Genomic DNA, 17,507 nt, shown 5'->3' on the forward strand with positions numbered 1-17,507 from the left:
CAGGCTGCCATTAAGCGGGTGGCACTAGCAATGAGAAACATATCGGGGTTTCTCTATCGTATAGCTAATTTCTATCCTCGCCTCTCCCCTGGTGGCTACCTTCTCTCCTTGGACAGCACTTTTGGCTGAACGCGGGATGTTGAGTAGGTTGCCTATCCGTTGGCCCGCTAAAGGCCGTATTCACACACATGTTTCGTACTGAACTACCGCTCACGCCCCATTCGCAACAGCTGCCCCTTTCGGCGCGGGTGCTGACTATAGGCTCCTGCTTTTCGGATTCTATTGGCTCGCGCCTCGTTGACTTTAAGGTTGCGACGATGGTAAATCCCTTCGGAACCGTGTTCAACCCACTTTCGGCTTGCAAACTGCTGCGAGCCGCAGCGGGCGAGGACATAGACTGGCAACAACATGTGGTAGAAGCCCGGGGCCGCTGGCAGAGCTATGACTTGCACGCCGAGGTAGGGGCCGATAATCCGGTAGCTCTGCTCCAACATATCCAAACCCTTACGCGGGAGGCTGGTGTGTTTCTGGCAACGGCCGATGCCGTTGTGCTTACCCTAGGCACGGCATACGCCTACCGCTTGCGCGAAACGGATGAAATCATCAGCAACTGCCACAAGGTTCCGGCTGAGAAGTTTGAGCGGGAAATGCTCACGGCCGATGACATTATTGCAGCCGTGGCAGAAACGCATGCTTATCTACGGCGCATCAACCCCAAGTTGCGCTTCATCCTGACCGTAAGCCCAGTTCGGCACCTAAAGGAAACCTTGGTGCTGAACTCCGCTAGCAAGTCGATGCTGCGGGTGGCGTGCCATTACCTCAGCGAGCTGCTGCCGGATGTTTCCTACTTCCCAGCCTACGAGTTGCTGCTGGATGATTTGCGCGACTACCGGTTTTACGCCTCCGACATGCTTCACCCCTCGGAGGTAGCGGAGAACTACATCTGGGAGCGGTTTACCCGTACTTATTTTGATACCGCTTTTGGGCGCTTCAAAAAAGAGTGGGAAGGTATTCGGCAGGCTTTGGGCCACCGACCTTTGCACGCGGCTGCTCCCGAGCACCGCCAGTTTTTGGAAGCAACGCTGGAGCGACTGCGCAAAATTAGCTCTCAGGCCGATGTGCGCATGGAAATGCTGCATGTGGAACGTGAGCTAGCAGCCCTACCCATTCCAGCGCCTAAACCAGAGGAGCCGGAGATAGATGAGTATAATGATGATGAAGAGCGAATAGACATTGGCAGCGTAGCTCCTGATGAGGAAGCGGAAGGCAAAGAATCGGCCGCTAGTTTAGTGCGTCCTGGTGCTGGCCTATTAGTTGAGCCGGAGGAAGCCGATGAAGAAGCTGAGGACGAGGCAGATATTACCCCGGAATCAGCTTATGAGCACGCGTACACGCTAGACCAGGCCGAAGAACAGGACGACGAGACAGAGGAATCGGCCGATACTGATTCGGTGGAGAGCCCTGACGAGCCCGTTCGCAAAAAGAAACGTCGGTCCCGAGGGGGAGCCAAGCGCACCAAGCGTAAACACGCTCGCCTGGCCGCCGAAAACAATGCTGGCGCCGCTACCTCTTCGGTTAGTGCGGAGGAAGCTACAGAGCCTACTCCTCCCGCGGCACTTGCAGAGGCCCAGGAAGTATCAGTCCCCGAGCCGGACTCAGAAGTGGTGTATATCACGGAAGAGGAGCTGCGACGGGGCAACCGCCCTACTCCTACCCCTGAGCCAGAACCCGAAGTCAGCCAGCCAACTCCAGAAGTAGTTGAGCAACACGATACAGCCAACAGCACTGACTCTGCCTCCGAGCCTACTGCGGAAGTGCGCCCCCGACGCAGCCGTAACAAACGACGGGAGCCTAGGCCAGAGCAAGCAGACCGCCCGGCTGGTCGCACTTCCCGCCGGCCACTGTACGCTGCACCGGATGAGGTAGAGGCAAACTCATCCGTACCAGATGAGGCCAATGTAACGCCCCAGCCTGCCGCTCCAGAATCTGCAGTTGTTCAGGTTGCAGAAACGCCAGCAACACCGGCTCCCACAGTATCTTCCTCAGATGCTGACTCCTCAGCCGCTCCAAGTGTTTCTCCAGAGCCAGTAGCAGCCCAAGCAGAGCCTACGGTAGCGGCTAAACCCACCACTAGCCGCAATCGGCGCTCGACAGCCCCGGCTACCCCAAATCGGCCAGCCCGATCTAAAAAGCCTCAAGCAGCCACAGTTACTGAAGATGCTCCTGTCGAGTCTGCCGCCCCTATCCCGCCAACGCCTGCTGACACAACGCCACTTGTGGTAGCTCCGCCCGCAGCGCCAGCGGCTCCCAAAGCTCGTAGTCGGAAGCGCCCAGCGGCCCAGGAGGCTTCAGTTCCTCCAGCCGAGGCTCCTGCTGCTCCAGTTTCGGTTGAAGCTTCGCCGGTTACTCCTAAAAAACGAGCCTCGCGCCGTCCAGCTCCTGCTGCTGAAGCTTCCGCTTCTAGTGCGCCTACTCTGGAAGCTGCGCCAGAAGCCGCCCCGGAGCCTCCCAAACATCGGGCCCGCCCCCGCGCCGCAAGCCCGACGCGGATCCTCAGGCTCCGGAAAACACCTGATTTAAAACCCGGCCACTAGTGGCCGGGTTTTCTTTTTGCGCTGCTCACTGCCGTTGCCTTTACTTGCCAGTGGGCAAGCCTGACCTTTTCTTCGCTCCAACTTTTACTACCCATGGCTGCTCACCCGAACCGCCTCGCCCAGGAATCAAGCCCTTACCTGCTGCAGCACGCTCACAACCCCGTTGATTGGTACCCGTGGGGGCAGGAGGCTTTGGAGCGGGCCCAGCGCGAGCGGAAGCCCATTATTGTCAGTATTGGCTACGCGGCATGCCACTGGTGCCACGTGATGGAGCGCGAATCATTTGAGAATCTGCAGGTAGCGGCGGTGATGAACGCGCAGTTTGTGTGCATTAAAGTAGACCGGGAGGAGCGGCCTGATGTGGACCAGGTGTATATGGATGCCCTGCACGCCATGGGGGTACAGGGCGGCTGGCCGCTGAATGTTTTTCTTACCCCCGATGCCAAACCGTTTTACGGCGGCACTTATTTTCCGTCGGGCAATTGGCTGTCCTTGCTTACCAGTATCGGTCGGGGGTACGCTGGGGAGTACCGGGCCGAGTTGAATGCCTCCGCCGAGCAGTTTGTGCAAGTGCTTCAGGCCAGCGAGTTGGATAAGTACCGGGCTCCCGATACTACCGCCGGCGTATCAGACGAGCAGTTTAAGCTGCTGGTGTACAATCTCGCAGCTAAGTTCGACCGGGAGCAAGGCGGCCTGAACCGGGCCCCAAAGTTTCCCATGCCCAGCATCTGGCGCTTTTTACTGCAGGCCCACGCCGTTTCCGGCAGTCCTGCCATACTTGCCCAACTCAACCTGACGCTCCGCAACATGGCCTGGGGGGGACTATATGACCAGGTTGGTGGCGGCTTTGCTCGCTACTCCGTGGATGAGCAGTGGCTAGTGCCTCACTTCGAAAAGATGCTCTATGACAACGGGCAGCTACTGAGCTTGTATGCGGAGGCCTACCAGGTAACTGCCGACCCCTTGTACCGCCACGTTGTATACGACACCGTTGGCTTTCTGAGCCGTGAGCTGACAAGCCCGGAAGGTGGATTTTATTCCTCCCTGGATGCTGATAGTGAAGGCGAGGAAGGCAAGTTCTACGTCTGGACGATGGATGAGCTACGAGAGGTGTTGGGTACGGAAGCCGAACTGGCCGCTGCTTATTACCAGTGTACTGCCGAAGGCAATTGGGAGCATGGCGTAAATATTCTGCACCGCAGCACCCCGGATGCTGCCTTTGCCCAAGCGCATCAGCTTCCCCCTGAAGTATTAGCGGAACAGGCCCAAGGCTGGCGTCAGAAGCTGCTGGTGGCCCGCGCGGCCCGGGTGCGCCCAGCCCTGGACGACAAAATTCTGACGGGCTGGAATGCGCTGGCCTTGCAGGGATTACTGGATGCCTACCGCGCCTTCGCTGAGCCGCAGTTTCTGGCGCTGGCGCTCCGGAATGCCCGTTTTTTACGCACTCACCTTTGTACTGACCAGGGCTTGCACCGCAACTACAAAAACGGGCGTGCAACCATTCCGGCTTTTCTAGAGGATTATGCTCTGCTGATTCAGGCCTACCTCAGCTTGTATGAGGCAACTTTTGCGGAGGAGTGGCTGCGCGAAGCCGACCGCCTGAAAGCCTACGTGCTCGACCATTTCCTAGATTCTCAGGAAAACTTGTTCTTCTTCACGGCTGATAATGGAGAAACGCTGATTGCGCGCAAAAAAGAGTTATTTGATAATGTCATTCCGGCATCCAACTCCGTAATGGCGCGCAACCTGCATCGCCTAGGCCTGCATTTGGAAAACGGTCAATACTTGGAACTGGCTGCTACCATGCTCCAGCAGGTGCTACCCTTAGTTGTGCACGAGCCCCAGAGCATGGCCAACTGGGCCGGCCTGTACACAACCCTACTTCGGCCGGCAGCAGAAATTGCTATTGTTGGGCCGGAAGCGGAAGATTTTCGCAAGGAGCTAAGCCGCCGTTACTTACCCCACACGGTGGTGTCCGGCGGCAGCGCTGGCAGCTCTCTGCCCCTGCTGCAAGACCGCACTGCCCGGAACGGACAGACCACCATCTATGTCTGCTTTAACCGGGCCTGTCAGCAGCCGGTGCACTCCGTGGCGGAAGCGTTGGCCCAGCTTTGATGCCCAAGCAACTGCCGGTTCCGGCCGCCGCCGTGTTATCTTTATCCTCCGCTTCCAGTCCGATTTCCCTTTGAGCCTCACGTTTGACTTTGTTCAGCCCCAGCCGGAACCCGCCGCTGACCGCGTAACGCTGTTTGCCGACGTGATTCTGCCGCTGCCGCTGCCCAAGCTGTACACTTACCGCGTCCCCTTCGAGCTGAATGACCAAGTGGTAGTAGGCGGGCGCGTGATTGTGCAGTTTGGGGCCAAGCGCACGCTCAGCTGCATTGTGGCCGCCGTGCACGAAACGCCGCCCAAGGAATATCAGGCCAAGTACATACTGGAGTTTATCGACGACGCGCCGGTAGTAACGCAGCCCCAGTTGAAGCTCTTCCGCTGGATGGCCGAGTACTACCTCTGCACCCTAGGCGAGGTTATCAACGCGGCCCTACCCTCGGCCCTGAAGCTCAGTTCCGAAAGCCGCGTACAGCTCCACCCAGCCTTCGACGCGGAAACCAACCCCTACCCCCTTGGTGAGCAGGAACAGAAGGTAGTGGATGCGCTAAGCACCGGCGAGGAAGGAAAGTCTCTGACCTTTACTGAGGTAGGCGACCTGCTGGGTATTGCTTCTTTTCACAAGTACATCAAGTCCCTGATGCAAAAGGACGTGGTATTTCTGTTTGAGCATCTGCAGGATAAGTACTCGCCTAAAGTGGTGAAGAAAGTACGCTTGGCCCACCATTTGGTAGCGGAGGCAGCGTTGGAACAGCTATTCGCGCAGCTGTCCTCCAAAGCCAAGCAACTGGACGTGCTGATGCGCTACCTGCAGCGGGTGCCGGTGTACCAGAGCGAACATGCCAACCACAAGGGCATTGAAAAGGCGGCCCTGACCTCGGCGCCCCACCTCTCGCCTTCGGCCGTGAATACGCTCATCAAAAACGGCATTCTGGAGCAGTTTGATACCATCGTGTCGCGCTTTCCGCTGGACGAGGACGACGCGGAGGCCAAGATGCACTTCACCCTGAGCCCCGCCCAGCAGGAAGCCCGCGACGACATCATGCGGCAGTTTCAGGAAAAGGACATTGTGCTGCTGCATGGCGTAACGGGTGCGGGCAAAACAGAAATCTATATTGAGCTAATCAAGCAAGCGCTGGACGGAGGCGGCCAGGTGCTGTACCTGCTGCCCGAAATTGCCCTTACGGCCCAGATTGTAACCCGCCTGATGCGCGTGTTTGGCTCGCGGCTGGGCGTGTATCACTCCAAGTTCTCCGACAATGAGCGGGTGGAAGTGTGGAACGGGGTGCTGTCCGGGCGGTTTCAAGTGGTAATTGGAGTACGTTCCTCGGTGTTTCTACCTTTTGATAACCTGTCTTTGACCATTGTGGATGAGGAGCACGAGTCGAGTTACAAGCAGTACGACCCGTCGCCGCGCTACAATGCTCGCGAAGTAGCTCTGATGATGGCCAACTTCCAGGGCTCGAAGACGTTGCTGGGTTCGGCTACGCCCGCCGTGGAAACTTACTACCAGGCTCGCGCCGGCCGCTACGGCCTCGTTTCTCTTACTAAGCGCTTCGGCGAGGCCGGGCTACCGGAAATTGTGCTGGTCGACACCCGTAAGAGCCGGGAGCAGAAAACCATGCACAATCACTTCACGCCGGAGCTGATGGCGGAAATGGAAACCAAGCTAGCCCTCAAAGAGCAGGTAATTCTGTTTCAGAACCGCCGCGGCTACGCGCCCTTCATCAACTGCCTCGACTGCGGCTGGATACCCAAATGCAAGAGTTGCGCCGTGAGTTTGAGCTACCACAAACATAGCCACGAGTTGCGCTGCCACTACTGCGGCTACCACGAGCGGATGGTGGCGCAGTGTCCGGCTTGCGGGTCGCGCAACGTAAAAACTGTGGGTTTTGGCACCGAGAAGCTGGAAGACGACCTGAAGGTAATGCTACCCCAGGCCAACGTGCAGCGCATGGACCTGGACACCACCCGCGCCAAGAATTCCTACCAACAAATCATTGCCGACTTCGAAAAGCAAAACACCAACGTACTCGTAGGCACCCAAATGGTAACCAAGGGCCTGGACTTTGCCAACGTGAGCCTGGTAGGCATTATCAATGCCGACTCCATCATTCATTACCCCGACTTCCGGGCCCATGAGCGGGCCTTCCAGATGTTCGTGCAGGTAAGCGGGCGGGCGGGCCGCAAAGGCAAGAAGGGTCGAGTTATTATTCAGACAGGCGACCCGCAGCAGGTCATCTTCGATAAGGTAATTCGCAACGACTACCTGGAGTTTTACGAGTACGAAATTCTGCAGCGACGCGAGCATGGCTACCCGCCGTTTATGCGCATCATTCGGCTCACGGTAAAACACATGGATGCTGTAGTAGGCGAGCGGGCCGCCCTGTTGCTCACCCAAGAGCTAGTCGAGCGGCTGGGCCGGGAAGCGGTGTTAGGGCCGGAAGCACCCTACATTTTCCGTATTCGCAACTTCTACCTGCAGGAAATCACCATTAAACTCAGTCGTGAGCACACGGTCCTGCGCGCAGCCAAAGCCGATATTCAAGCGGCCGTAGAGCTAGTACGCGACCAGAAGGAGTTCAAGCAGGTGCGCATAGCCGCCGACGTGGACCCGATGTAGGGTCAGGTCGTGCGAATTAGAAGCCAATAAGGTAGAGCACCAGACCGGTTATCAACAGCAGTGCGGCTGGAATCTCCAGCAAGCCTACCCCAATACCGCCTAATACGAGGCCAGCTACGGCCAGTAGCCCACCACCGATAATCAGACCTAATCCTACCCGACGCAGAGGATTGTCGCCGGATGAAACGGCCGTCGGTTTACCCACGGGCTGGGCCATGTTTTTTCGAGTTTCCCGCCGCACACGACGCCGGCCGTTTTCCTTGGAAGAATAACGGTATGGAATAGGGATGCAGGAAATATTGCTCTAAGCACGAAAGTACTTTTTACGAAAAAAGCCCCGGCTGTATTAGCAGTCGGGGCTTTTTATCTAGACAAGTAGTGAGCTTATACTTCGTCGAGCAGGCCTAGTACAATCAGCACTACACCAACAATAGCAATAAGACCACCCAGCAAACCAAGGATACCACTGAATATACCACCTATGAGAGCACCTACCAACAGTAGAATAATACCCAGTTTAATGTTGCGGCTAATGGCGTTGGCGTCTTCCTTTGAAGCAACTTCCGACTTCTTGCTTACCTGCACTTTAGCGGCCAGCTTATCAGCCTTCTTAGCCAGCTTAGCTACCATGGCTTTCTGAGCGAAGTTAAGCTTGGGTGCAGCAGCTGTTTTAGCTGGCGCTGCTACTTTGCGGGGAGCACTAGCTACAGCTTCGCGTTCCATTACCGGTGCCTGGGGAGTAGTAGTGGCAGCCGGAGCCTCAACTGCTACCGTTTCCGAAGCAGCCGGGGCAGTGGCTTCCGGGGCAACGGGCGTAACAGCAGGGGCTACAACCACACCCCGCTGGGTGCCGTGGTAGGCAGATGAGGTTTTGGGCAGCAAGGCATACTCGGCGCGGTTGCAGCTGGTGAGGGCTACGGCCACGGCAGCTACGGCCGTCAGCTTGTGCAGGAGTCCGGATAGGTGTTTCATGTGCGAAAAAAATTAGGGTGAATAGTGTGGAAACGGGTCTTGTACGGGCCAAAGTAAAAAACGAAAACAGAAAGCTGGATTAAATCTGTGGTTCTGTTTCCCTGAATTCGGCCTCTATTCGGCTACGCAGGCAGGCAAGCGAGGGTTATTTTTTGTTGATTTTGGCCTAGTCGAACGGTTCCGTTCGCCAGGATGTTAAGGTTGCGCTGTTTATTTGCACCCGTGCATATGTCTCTCCCAACAAAGTACTTGCTTTCCCTAGGCGCAGCCGGTTTCCTACTCGGGCAGTGGGCCTGCACGCAGCCGCTCACCGAAAGCACTGCCGCGCAGCTGGTGGAAGAAAAGCGCCGCGCCTTACCCGATACAAGCGGTTATGAGCGGCGGGCCCCTCAGGATCCTAATGGCATCAGTACCTACTACATGGGCCGGCAGATTGCGCACGTAATGGGCCACGAAGGTGCCAGTTGGCTGGAACGCAGTGACCGGCAGCAGGAGGAAGGTACCGATATTCTGTTACGAGAGCTAAAACTAAAGCCAACGGATGTGGTAGCTGATATTGGTGCCGGCACGGGTTACTTCACGTTTCGCATGAGTCCGCTGGTGCCTAAAGGCAAAGTGTTGGCTGTGGATATTCAGCCGGAAATGCTGGCCGCCCTGCGCGAAACCACCGAGAAACGACACATCCATAACGTGGTACCGGTGCGGGGCACGACTGATAACCCGAACCTCCCGGCCAAAGGCGTCGATCTGGTGCTCATTGTAGATGCTTACCATGAGTTTGACCACCCCCGGGAAATGATGCGTGCCATCCGTAATTCTTTAACTCCTACGGGCCGGGTAGCACTGGTTGAGTATCGAGCCGAAGACCCGAAAGTTGCCATCAAACGCATTCACAAGATGAGCGTAGCCCAGGTCCGGCGCGAAATGGCGGCCATCGGGCTGCGGCTTACGGATTCCGTTGAAACCCTACCCCAGCAGCACTTGCTGTTTTTCCAGAAATAGCAGGCGCATTGGCACAACATTTATTCGAACGAGTGGCGGGGTAGCAGAAAAGGCCGTTTTTAACACTACAATGCCTATTGTATAGAGTCTTTGACTCTATACAATAGGCATTGTGCGTTTCGTCCCGTGCTGTATAGTAGGTCATACTGCTACGCCCTGGAGTATCTTTGCGGGCTATGAGTGCTCCTACGCCCGACCCCCGTCAGCTTTCCATCCACGACTTTACCTACCAGCTGCCCCCAGCACAAATTGCGTCTGAGCCCTTGCCCGACCGTGACCAGTCGCGGCTCTTGGTGTACCAACGTGGCGCGCTGACGGACCGGCACTTCTACGAAGTACCGGCGCTTCTACCGCCCCACAGCCTCTTGGTTTTCAATGATACCAAGGTAGTGCAGGCCCGGCTGTTTGCCCGGCGGCCGACGGGCGGAATAGTGGAGTTGTTCTGCCTGGAGCCGGTAGCCCCTCACCGGGCTATCGAGCCGGCCATGCAGCAAACGGGTAGCTGCGTGTGGAAATGCTTGGTAGGCAACGGTAAGCGGTGGAAAACCGGCCTGGTAACGATAGAATTCGAGGTAGCAGGTCAACCCGCCTTGCTTGCGGCGGAGCGGATAGAGCAAGGCGAAGGCTATGCCCTGATTCGGTTTAGCTGGGAACCGGCTCAATTGCCCTTTGCGGAAGTACTGCGCGGAGCCGGCCACTTACCTCTCCCCCCCTATCTCAACCGAACCGATACGGCGGCCGATGCGGTCCGTTACCAAACCGTGTACGCTGCTCATGAAGGGGCCGTAGCCGCCCCCACAGCCGGACTGCACTTTTCCGCTGCGGTACTGGCTGAGCTGACAACCCGCGCGGTTGCTACCACGCACGTGACCCTGCACGTAGGCGCGGGCACCTTTCAACCAGTCAAGGCGGAGTCGATGGCCGGCCATCCCATGCATGGGGAGCCCATCAGCGTGACGGCTGCTACCCTGCGCCACCTGTTGAAACACATGCCCCACCCTATTATTCCGGTGGGTACTACCAGTTTACGTACGCTGGAGAGCCTGTATTGGCTCGGGGCTCGATTGGTGGAGCAGCCCACCGCCGAGCCCACCTGGCACGTAAGCCAGTGGCAACCTTACGAGAGCCGGCCGGCTGTAGCCACTACCGATGCACTAACTGCCTTACTAGCGCACCTGGAGGCCACTGGTTCAGACACGCTGCACGCCACCACACAACTGCTGATTGCTCCTGGCTATCAGTTCAGGATAGTGCGCGGCCTCATCACCAACTTCCACCAGCCCGAAAGCACGCTACTTCTACTCGTGGCGGCCCTGATTGGCCCGGATTGGCGGCGCGTGTATGACCACGCGCTAACCCACAACTACCGCTTCCTAAGCTACGGCGACTCCTCCTTGTTGCTTCCCTAAGGCGCTTGTAATAGCGGAAGCGAAAGGCACTTTTCCCGTGCGACTACCTCAGAATACTTGCACCTATTGCGGCCTGACTTATCTTGCCGCCACTATAAAGCGCTTGGCTATGCTCCTGAGCGATTTCTGCAGACGCTTTACGGATACAATTTTTCTATATAAGTAAAGCAAAGCGGGGTATTTTGTGCTTCACTATATTGCGAATGTCAATATAGTGAAGCACAAAATACCCCGCTTTGCTTTACGATTTTTTCTTTTTCGTATATTATAAAGCTCAAATAAAAAGCAGCGCAAAAACCTGCGCTGCATGCAGTAAAAGGCAATTCAGGCTAACCCGGTAAGGTCTCTCACATCTCCATAAGTCTACTTGGAAGTGACGAATCTGTGGTGGCCTCACGCAAAGGGCTCACGCTCTTCATTGCTATATAGCATGCAAAATGCTTCGGGCAAGAGGATATTCCGCGGCACTTCCATCAGCTAGATGAGTCCCGGACGACTGCAGGATTCCACAACCAATTTTTACCACGCCGTATAAGGACACAGAATCTATTTTCCAATCAGACTCTCCTCATGAAAAAGATACTAATGCTGGCTGCCGCTGTGGTTTTCTCGACGGCTGCCTTCGCTCAAGGCGAAAAAACTACTGTCCGCGACGACGCTTCCGGTGCTAAAACAACCATTGAAGAGCGTGACAATGGCACGGTGAAAGTAGAAGCCCGCTCGGGCCGCACGAAAGCTGGCCAAAAGGCATACAATACTAAAGAAGACGTAAAGTACGCTGGCAAGAAAACGGGTAGCGTAGTAAAGAAAGGTGCCAACAAAACCGGCCGTGCCGTTAAAAAGGGCGCTAAAGCTGTTAAAAACAAAGCCGAAGACGTAGTAGATTAATCTGCTCTTTGTGCTAGACATACAAAAGGCCCCGCCGGTAGTACCGGCGGGGCCTTTTGTATGTCTAGCACAGTACTGGTATTTACTGGCCTACTATAAATACAGCGTTGCCGAACAGTAGCTTTCCGCCCTGCCAGAAGGCTCGAAACAAAGGGTTGTCGGCTAGGTACACTACCTGGCCCCGGCCCAGGTCCTGAGTTCCCAGCACGAACGTGTCGGTGAGGGCGCGCTGGGCTTTGCGGCCAGTGAAGCCGGCGGCGTAGCTGTTTTTCTTTAACACGCCCACGTTCCACCCCCCTTGGGGCAAGAAGCGGTAATTAGGCGTATCACGCAGCAGAGCATAATAGGTACTGCCGTAGCCAAACGCCAGAGGATGGGTATTGTCCAGCTGTACGCGGTAGACGCTGCCTTGCACCCGCTCTCCAATCTGTTCCCGTTCAGCATCGGCGTAGCGGCGCAAGGAGGCGTACGGATTGCTTTTCTTGGTCCCAGCGGAATCAGCCGGCTTCGATTTCAGCAGAAAATCCTTCTTACCCGCCAAAAAGCGCGACGCTCCTTCCAAGGCAATCAGCCGGCCCCCAGCCCGAACCCAGGTCTTCACGTTTTCCAGCCCGCGCTCCGTCAGGATGTTGTCGTAGCCCCCGTCAGGTAGGATTAGCACGTCAAAATTGCTTAACGGCACGCTGTTGAAGTAGTCGGTACCTAGCACCGACACGGGGTAGCCGATTTGCTGCTCGAAGAAGTGCCATACTTCCCCGAAAGCCGTAGCATCAACACCGGGGCCCGCCAAAATAGCCACGTTGGGCTGCTTCAGGGGCGTACGGAGCGGGAGCCTAGGTCGCCGCCGGTAGTAGAAAGGCCCGATTGCACGGCCTGCACTAGCACCCCCGCCGAATCGGCTTGGGCGCGCACCAGCTGATCGAAGCGCGCCCCAAGTCGCTCGTTACCGGTCCGCGGAATGATGAGCGTACCCCGCTGATACTTCTGGCCCTCGGTTTCAAATGGCTCATCGGCCACGCGCACTTTCACGCCTTGCTGCTGCAAACGGCCCAGGAACCGGATATCCTGCAGGTTATTCCAACGCGCCAGGTAGGCGTAAGGCTGATTAGCTGTTGGTTGCGAGTTGGCCGTTGTCGGTTGCCGAGTGGCAGTTGGCGAGCCATTTGCCTCCACCTTGCTTTTCAGGGCGTAGCCATTCAGGCCGAACGCATACGGCAAGGACCACGCCGTGAGGTCATAGGTCAGGGAGTCTTCCAGCGCGGCCTGGGGCTCGAACAGCACTTTTACCAAGGTCGATTTCGGCTGATACATGCTCACCACAATGTCGCGGGGCTCAATTTGCACGCCTTCGGTTTTGCCGGTAGCGTAGTTGTAGCCTTGCTGCTTGCTGCGCTTGGTAGCGTACCCGTAGCTAATGTGTTGACGGTCGAGGTATTGGGTGAGGGCGCGCACCTGGCCGGGGTCAGAAGAGCCAGCTAGTATGTAGGATTTGTACTCGCCGCGGGGCTTGGTGCGGGCATCGGTGTAGAACTTCTGGAACTCCCGAATCAACTCGTCGTGGCGGTCGGCGGCAGCCTGAATGGTAGCCAAACTAGTGGCGTGGTGGTGCTCAATGCGCTGGGTTAGCGTCAGCGTATCGCCATCGGTTTTGGTGTAGCTGATGCCGGCCGGGCCACCACCGCCCTGCTCGTACGTCATGCCAATGGCTCCATTAAAGGAAGGCCACGTGTCGCCGTAGAAAGGGGCAAATAGGTCGTAGGTTTCGCGGGTGAAGTAGAGCCAGTTGTTTTTATCGAACACCTTACGGTTGTAGTCGCCGATAATGTTCTGAAACTTGCGCTGCCACTCCGTGAGGTCGGCGTGGAAAGGTTTGGCCGCGGGCGAGAAGTAGTAGGGGTTATTGGGCCCCATCTCGTGAAAATCGGCGTGTACCTGGGGCAGCCACTGGTTGTATACGGCAATGCGCTGGCGGCTTTCCTGCTGGGTTTGCCAGGCCCAGTCGCGGTTCAGGTCAAAGTAATAGTGGTTGTAGCGCCCGCCGGGCCAGGGTTCGTGGTGTTCCCAGCTCAAGGGCGAAGCGTTGGGCTGCTGGTTGGCCACGCGGTTGTACCACTGCGCGTACCGGTCGCGCCCGTCGGGGTTGACGCAGGGGTCCACAATTACCACCAGGTTCTGGAGCCACTGCTGCATCTGCTGGTTTTGGGGATTGGCGAGGTCGTAGAGCACTTGCATCACGGCTTCCGACGACACAGCTTCGTTGCCGTGCACGTTGTAGCTAAGCCACACCACAGCCGGCTGCTTGGTAGCAACAGCACCACTTTCCAGGCCGGCTAGGCGCAGGTTGTTGCGCCGGATATCATCGAGGCTGCTGAGGTTGGCGGGGGTAGCCACATACACCAGTTCCAGGGGCCGATTCTCGTAGGTGCGGCCGTAGCGCTGCAGCTTCATCTGACTGGGGCTATGCTGCACTACGTGGTCAACGTAGCGAAGCAGGTCCGCGTGGGGCGTGAACCGGGTACCTAGTTCGTAGCCCAGGAATTGGCGGGGAGTAAGCAACGGACCAGCAGAGGTAGCGGCCGACTGGGCAAACGCCGGCGACGCCGCCAGCAACAGACCGCAGAGCCAAAGCCAGGCAGCACGTAATCGGGAGTAAAGCACGGAAGTAGGGGTAGCGCCGGCCATGGCCAGCGGATTAAGGAAAGGTTTGCTAGTCAAAGAAAGCAGAATGTGCGGTGTAATGCCGGAAAAGATGCTACGCAGGCGCTTTGGCTGCCCGTTTTCTTCGGGCCATGTAGGGGTACCGTGCCAGCTACTGCTTACCTTAACCTCACCTCATCCCTTTACTTCTACCCCATCCTCCACCGTATGCTCTACCCCTACCTCCGCCCCGCTGCCCTGGCCGCCCTACTTGCCAGCGGTGCCTGCGTTGCTCAGGCGCAAACCCCCGTTACCTACCCCCTTCCCTCCGAGACCGAAAAGCAGCAGTTAGCCATTACCATAGCCGATACGCTCTACATTCAGCAGCACTACAACAAGCTGGAGTACCAAATTCCAATGCGCGACGGAATAAAGCTCTATACCATTGTATATGCTCCCAAGGACGCGGATAAGGTTAAGTACCCCATTATGCTGAACCGCACGCCCTACGCGGTAGGCCCCTACGGTCCGGGAAAGTACAAAAAGAGCTTAGGCCCCAGCAGCACCATGATGCACGAAGGTTACATCTTCGCCTACCAAGACGTGCGGGGCCGGTACATGTCGGAGGGGCAGTTTGTGGATGTGCGGCCCGAGAAGGACACCTATAAGGGCAAAAATGACATTGACGAGGGCACCGACACGTTTGACACCATTGCGTGGCTGCTCAAAAAAGGCCCGAAAAACAACGGCCGGGTGGGCCAGTGGGGTATCAGCTACCCCGGCTACTACACTGCTACTGGCCTGCTCAGCCGCCACCCGGCCCTGAAAGCTTCCTCGCCCCAGGCTCCCATTGCCGACTGGTTCTGGGACGATTTCCACCACAATGGGGCCTTTTTCCTGCCGCACGCCTTCAACTTCCTGGCCTCCTTTGGACTACCCCGCCCTCAGCCTACCCCTACCGGCAGCCCGGCCTTTCAGCACGGCACCCCCGACGGTTACGACTTTTTTATGCGCATGGGGCCGCTGAAAAATGCCGATGCTCAGTATTACAAGGGCAAGGTGGCGTTCTGGAACGAAATGACCCAGCACCCCAACTACGACGAGTTTTGGCAGGCACGCAACTTGCGGCCCCACCTCAAAAACCTGAACAAAGGCACAGCCGTGCTTACAGTTGGTGGCTTCAACGATGCCGAGGACTTGTTTGGGGCTTTGAAAATCTACGAAACCATTGAAAAGCAAAACCCCGGCATGCGCAACGGCCTGGTGATGGGCCCGTGGGTACACGGGGGCTGGGCCCGTGGCACCGGCGAGGTGGTAGGCAACGTGGCCTATGGCGAATCGCCTTCTTTGTACTACCAAAAGGAAATTGAGGCGCCGTTTTTCAAGTCTTACCTGAAGGATGGTAAACCGGCCGCTACGCCCGAAGCCACCGTATTCGAGAGCGGCACCAACCAATGGCGCACCTTTGCGGCATGGCCGCCTACCGAAACCAAGGAGCGTACCCTATACTTTCAGCCCAACGGCAAAATCGGCTTCGAACAGCCTAGCACTGGCTCTGAGTTCGACCAGTACCTCAGCGACCCGGCCCACCCGGTACCCTTTACGGAGGCTACGGCCACGGGCATGACCCGCGAGTACATGACCGACGACCAGCGCTTCGCCAGCCGCCGCCCCGACGTGCTAACCTACCAAACGGAAGTGCTTACGGAGGATATGACCCTGGCCGGCCCAATTGAGGCCCTGCTGCAGGTAGCCACTACCGGCACCGATGCCGACTGGGTCGTTAAGGTCATTGATGTGTACCCCGACAATACGCCCAACAATAGCCGCCTGAACCCCGCCGTGAAGCTGGGGGGCTACCAGCAAATGGTGCGTTCTGAAGTGATGCGCGGGCGGTTTCGTAACAGTTGCAGTAAACCCGAAGCCTTTGTTCCGGGCCAGGTAACGGCCGTGCCTTTCACCATTCAGGACCTGTGTCACACCTTTCGGAAGGGCCACCGCCTAATGGTACAGGTGCAAAGCAGCTGGTTCCCGCTCGTTGACCGCAACCCCCAAACTTTCGTGCCCAATATTTTCGAGGCCGACGAAAAGGACTTCCAGGCCGCTACCCACCGCCTCTACCACTCACCCCAGCACGCCTCACAGCTTAAAGTGCGGGTGCTAGCGGTGAAATAGTGAGATGGTGAGATGGTGAGTTTACTGTTCAGCCCGCGCAGGTAGCTCAAACAGAACAGTAAACTCACCATCTCACCATCTCACTATTTCACCGCTAGAGGCGGCCTACGTTGCCGTAGTCCATTTCGCGCGGCTTTTCTTTTATCTGATACAAGACGCTTTCTGCTACCCCTCGTCCAAACAGACAAAGCCCTGCGTTGAATACCGTCAGGGCCGCCGTGCCCGCTGCCACCCACTCGCCCGTTGACTCTCCCCGGCGCTTTTTCTCCGTGGCCCACTGTACAAGGCAGGTACCGAAGCCAACTACTATCAGCCCGGCAGGGGCAAATGCTAACCATTTTTCTTTGTGCGTCATTGGAGGGAGGGAGCTGGTAGGTGATAAGGGAAGGTACGACTGCAACGGCAGATAAGAAACGTTGGCTACCTCAAAGTACACAATCGTACCTTTGTGGCGTGGGGTTACGTGTAGCCTCATCAATCTTTGCCTAACTCCGCGCGGCTAGGCTCCTGCCCGCTACCCACTACCTATGCTTGTTCCTCCCTATCAGCGGCTACTGCAGCTGGCCTTCCCTTCCGAAGTCGACGCCGCTCACTACCTCCACCCCACCACACTAGCCGCCTACCGCACCTTCGAGCAGGCAGCTCCAGCCGAGCTAGCTTACCGCTTTGAGCGGGTGCGCCTAGGGGTAGCACTAGCCCTGATGAAGCTGCTCTCCGACCTCGGCGACCTGGAGGAAAGCCGCCGTGTGCTAGATGTGCTGCACCGGGCGCTACGGGCACCTTCCGTCGCCGCCATTGACGCTACCATTACCAAGGAGGCCAATGTTTTCGAGCGCCTGTACACCAATCTGTACGTTAACGAAGAAGGCGAGCAGCTCCTAAACCTCTTCGAGCGTGCCCTCGACGCCGACTCCCAGCCCCTTATGGACGATGTGATTCGCCAGGCTCTGAAACTAGCCCCCAACCTGGACTTCACTCACTTAACAGAGGAGGACGAAGATGAGGGATAAACTAAGTTAATCTCTAGTAGATTACAGAAAAAGGCCGTTCCGGAACTCCGGAACGGCCTTTTTACTGTGTAACTGCACGTATAGCTAT

13 protein-coding genes are annotated in these 17,507 nt (G+C 57.1%); 8 read left to right on the plus strand and 5 right to left on the minus strand.

Annotated features, from left to right (window positions below; translation table 11 throughout):
* The first annotated feature begins 188 nt into the window (after nucleotides 1-188).
* The 3 genes from MUN84_RS05850 to priA all read left to right on the plus strand — a co-directional run bounded on the left by MUN84_RS05850 (nucleotide 189) and on the right by priA (nucleotide 7,326).
* The gene (locus MUN84_RS05850; protein ID WP_244697037.1) at nucleotides 189-2,594 is read left to right on the plus strand and encodes a GSCFA domain-containing protein; all 2,406 of its coding nucleotides are present in this window, start codon (nucleotides 189-191) and stop codon (nucleotides 2,592-2,594) included.
* 93 nt (nucleotides 2,595-2,687) lie between these two features.
* Entirely contained in the window at nucleotides 2,688-4,709 is a 2,022-nt protein-coding gene (locus tag MUN84_RS05855; RefSeq protein WP_244697038.1) for a thioredoxin domain-containing protein, read from the plus strand.
* 70 nt (nucleotides 4,710-4,779) lie between these two features.
* Entirely contained in the window at nucleotides 4,780-7,326 is a 2,547-nt protein-coding gene (priA, locus tag MUN84_RS05860; RefSeq protein WP_244697039.1) for a primosomal protein N', read from the plus strand.
* Nucleotides 7,327-7,342: 16 nt separating this feature from the next.
* Here the strand turns inward: priA and MUN84_RS05865 are convergent, their stop codons facing one another.
* Nucleotides 7,343-7,543 (minus strand): hypothetical protein, encoded by a 201-nt coding sequence (locus MUN84_RS05865; RefSeq protein WP_244697040.1) that lies wholly within the window; start codon nucleotides 7,541-7,543, stop codon nucleotides 7,343-7,345.
* 167 nt (nucleotides 7,544-7,710) lie between these two features.
* Complete coding sequence (locus MUN84_RS05870) at nucleotides 7,711-8,298, minus strand: hypothetical protein (RefSeq protein WP_244697041.1); 588 nt, start codon at nucleotides 8,296-8,298, stop codon at nucleotides 7,711-7,713.
* A gap of 228 nt (nucleotides 8,299-8,526) precedes the next feature.
* Between MUN84_RS05870 and MUN84_RS05875 the strand changes: the two genes are divergently transcribed.
* The 3 genes from MUN84_RS05875 (at nucleotide 8,527) to MUN84_RS05885 (ending at nucleotide 11,597) form a co-directional block, all read left to right on the plus strand.
* The gene (locus MUN84_RS05875) at nucleotides 8,527-9,300 is read left to right on the plus strand and encodes a class I SAM-dependent methyltransferase (RefSeq protein WP_244697042.1); all 774 of its coding nucleotides are present in this window, start codon (nucleotides 8,527-8,529) and stop codon (nucleotides 9,298-9,300) included.
* Nucleotides 9,301-9,476: 176 nt separating this feature from the next.
* Nucleotides 9,477-10,709 carry an S-adenosylmethionine:tRNA ribosyltransferase-isomerase gene (locus tag MUN84_RS05880; RefSeq protein WP_244697043.1) on the plus strand — a complete coding sequence of 411 codons (1,233 nt, stop codon included), beginning with the start codon at nucleotides 9,477-9,479 and terminating at the stop codon, nucleotides 10,707-10,709.
* Between the two features lie 570 nt (nucleotides 10,710-11,279).
* Nucleotides 11,280-11,597, plus strand: a complete 318-nt coding sequence (locus tag MUN84_RS05885) for a hypothetical protein (protein WP_244697044.1) — start codon at nucleotides 11,280-11,282, stop codon at nucleotides 11,595-11,597.
* 82 nt (nucleotides 11,598-11,679) lie between these two features.
* On the opposite strand, the gene MUN84_RS23630 is transcribed toward MUN84_RS05885, so the two are convergent.
* Together MUN84_RS23630 and MUN84_RS05890 are read right to left on the minus strand one after the other, a co-directional pair.
* Nucleotides 11,680-12,396, minus strand: coding sequence for a hypothetical protein (locus tag MUN84_RS23630; RefSeq protein ID WP_317239132.1), 717 nt, complete (start codon nucleotides 12,394-12,396; stop codon nucleotides 11,680-11,682).
* Nucleotides 12,397-12,407: 11 nt separating this feature from the next.
* The gene (locus MUN84_RS05890) at nucleotides 12,408-14,312 is read right to left on the minus strand and encodes a M14 family zinc carboxypeptidase (RefSeq protein ID WP_317239133.1); all 1,905 of its coding nucleotides are present in this window, start codon (nucleotides 14,310-14,312) and stop codon (nucleotides 12,408-12,410) included.
* Nucleotides 14,313-14,462: 150 nt separating this feature from the next.
* Between MUN84_RS05890 and MUN84_RS05895 the strand changes: the two genes are divergently transcribed.
* Nucleotides 14,463-16,409, plus strand: coding sequence for a CocE/NonD family hydrolase (locus tag MUN84_RS05895; protein WP_244697045.1), 1,947 nt, complete (start codon nucleotides 14,463-14,465; stop codon nucleotides 16,407-16,409).
* A gap of 94 nt (nucleotides 16,410-16,503) precedes the next feature.
* Here the strand turns inward: MUN84_RS05895 and MUN84_RS05900 are convergent, their stop codons facing one another.
* Nucleotides 16,504-16,764 (minus strand): hypothetical protein, encoded by a 261-nt coding sequence (locus MUN84_RS05900; RefSeq protein ID WP_244697046.1) that lies wholly within the window; start codon nucleotides 16,762-16,764, stop codon nucleotides 16,504-16,506.
* A 172-nt stretch (nucleotides 16,765-16,936) separates the two neighbouring features.
* Between MUN84_RS05900 and MUN84_RS05905 the strand changes: the two genes are divergently transcribed.
* Nucleotides 16,937-17,419, plus strand: a complete 483-nt coding sequence (locus tag MUN84_RS05905; RefSeq protein ID WP_244697047.1) for a hypothetical protein — start codon at nucleotides 16,937-16,939, stop codon at nucleotides 17,417-17,419.
* The last annotated feature ends 88 nt before the right edge of the window (nucleotides 17,420-17,507 follow it).

This window comes from Hymenobacter sp. 5516J-16 (assembly GCF_022919335.1).
Lineage (GTDB): Bacteria > Bacteroidota > Bacteroidia > Cytophagales > Hymenobacteraceae > Hymenobacter > Hymenobacter sublimis.

Excerpts from the sequence above, each read along its gene's own strand:
- MUN84_RS05850 (WP_244697037.1), top strand. The coding sequence starts at position 189 with ATGTTTCGTACTGAACTACCGCTCACGCCCCATTCGCAACAGCTGCCC.
- MUN84_RS05855 (WP_244697038.1), top strand. The coding sequence starts at position 2,688 with ATGGCTGCTCACCCGAACCGCCTCGCCCAGGAATCAAGCCCTTACCTG.
- MUN84_RS05865 (WP_244697040.1), bottom strand. The coding sequence starts at position 7,543 with ATGGCCCAGCCCGTGGGTAAACCGACGGCCGTTTCATCCGGCGACAAT.
- MUN84_RS05870 (WP_244697041.1), bottom strand. The coding sequence starts at position 8,298 with ATGAAACACCTATCCGGACTCCTGCACAAGCTGACGGCCGTAGCTGCC.
- MUN84_RS05875 (WP_244697042.1), top strand. The coding sequence starts at position 8,527 with ATGTCTCTCCCAACAAAGTACTTGCTTTCCCTAGGCGCAGCCGGTTTC.
- MUN84_RS05880 (WP_244697043.1), top strand. The coding sequence starts at position 9,477 with ATGAGTGCTCCTACGCCCGACCCCCGTCAGCTTTCCATCCACGACTTT.
- MUN84_RS05885 (WP_244697044.1), top strand. The coding sequence starts at position 11,280 with ATGAAAAAGATACTAATGCTGGCTGCCGCTGTGGTTTTCTCGACGGCT.
- MUN84_RS05895 (WP_244697045.1), top strand. The coding sequence starts at position 14,463 with ATGCTCTACCCCTACCTCCGCCCCGCTGCCCTGGCCGCCCTACTTGCC.
- MUN84_RS05900 (WP_244697046.1), bottom strand. The coding sequence starts at position 16,764 with ATGACGCACAAAGAAAAATGGTTAGCATTTGCCCCTGCCGGGCTGATA.
- MUN84_RS05905 (WP_244697047.1), top strand. The coding sequence starts at position 16,937 with ATGCTTGTTCCTCCCTATCAGCGGCTACTGCAGCTGGCCTTCCCTTCC.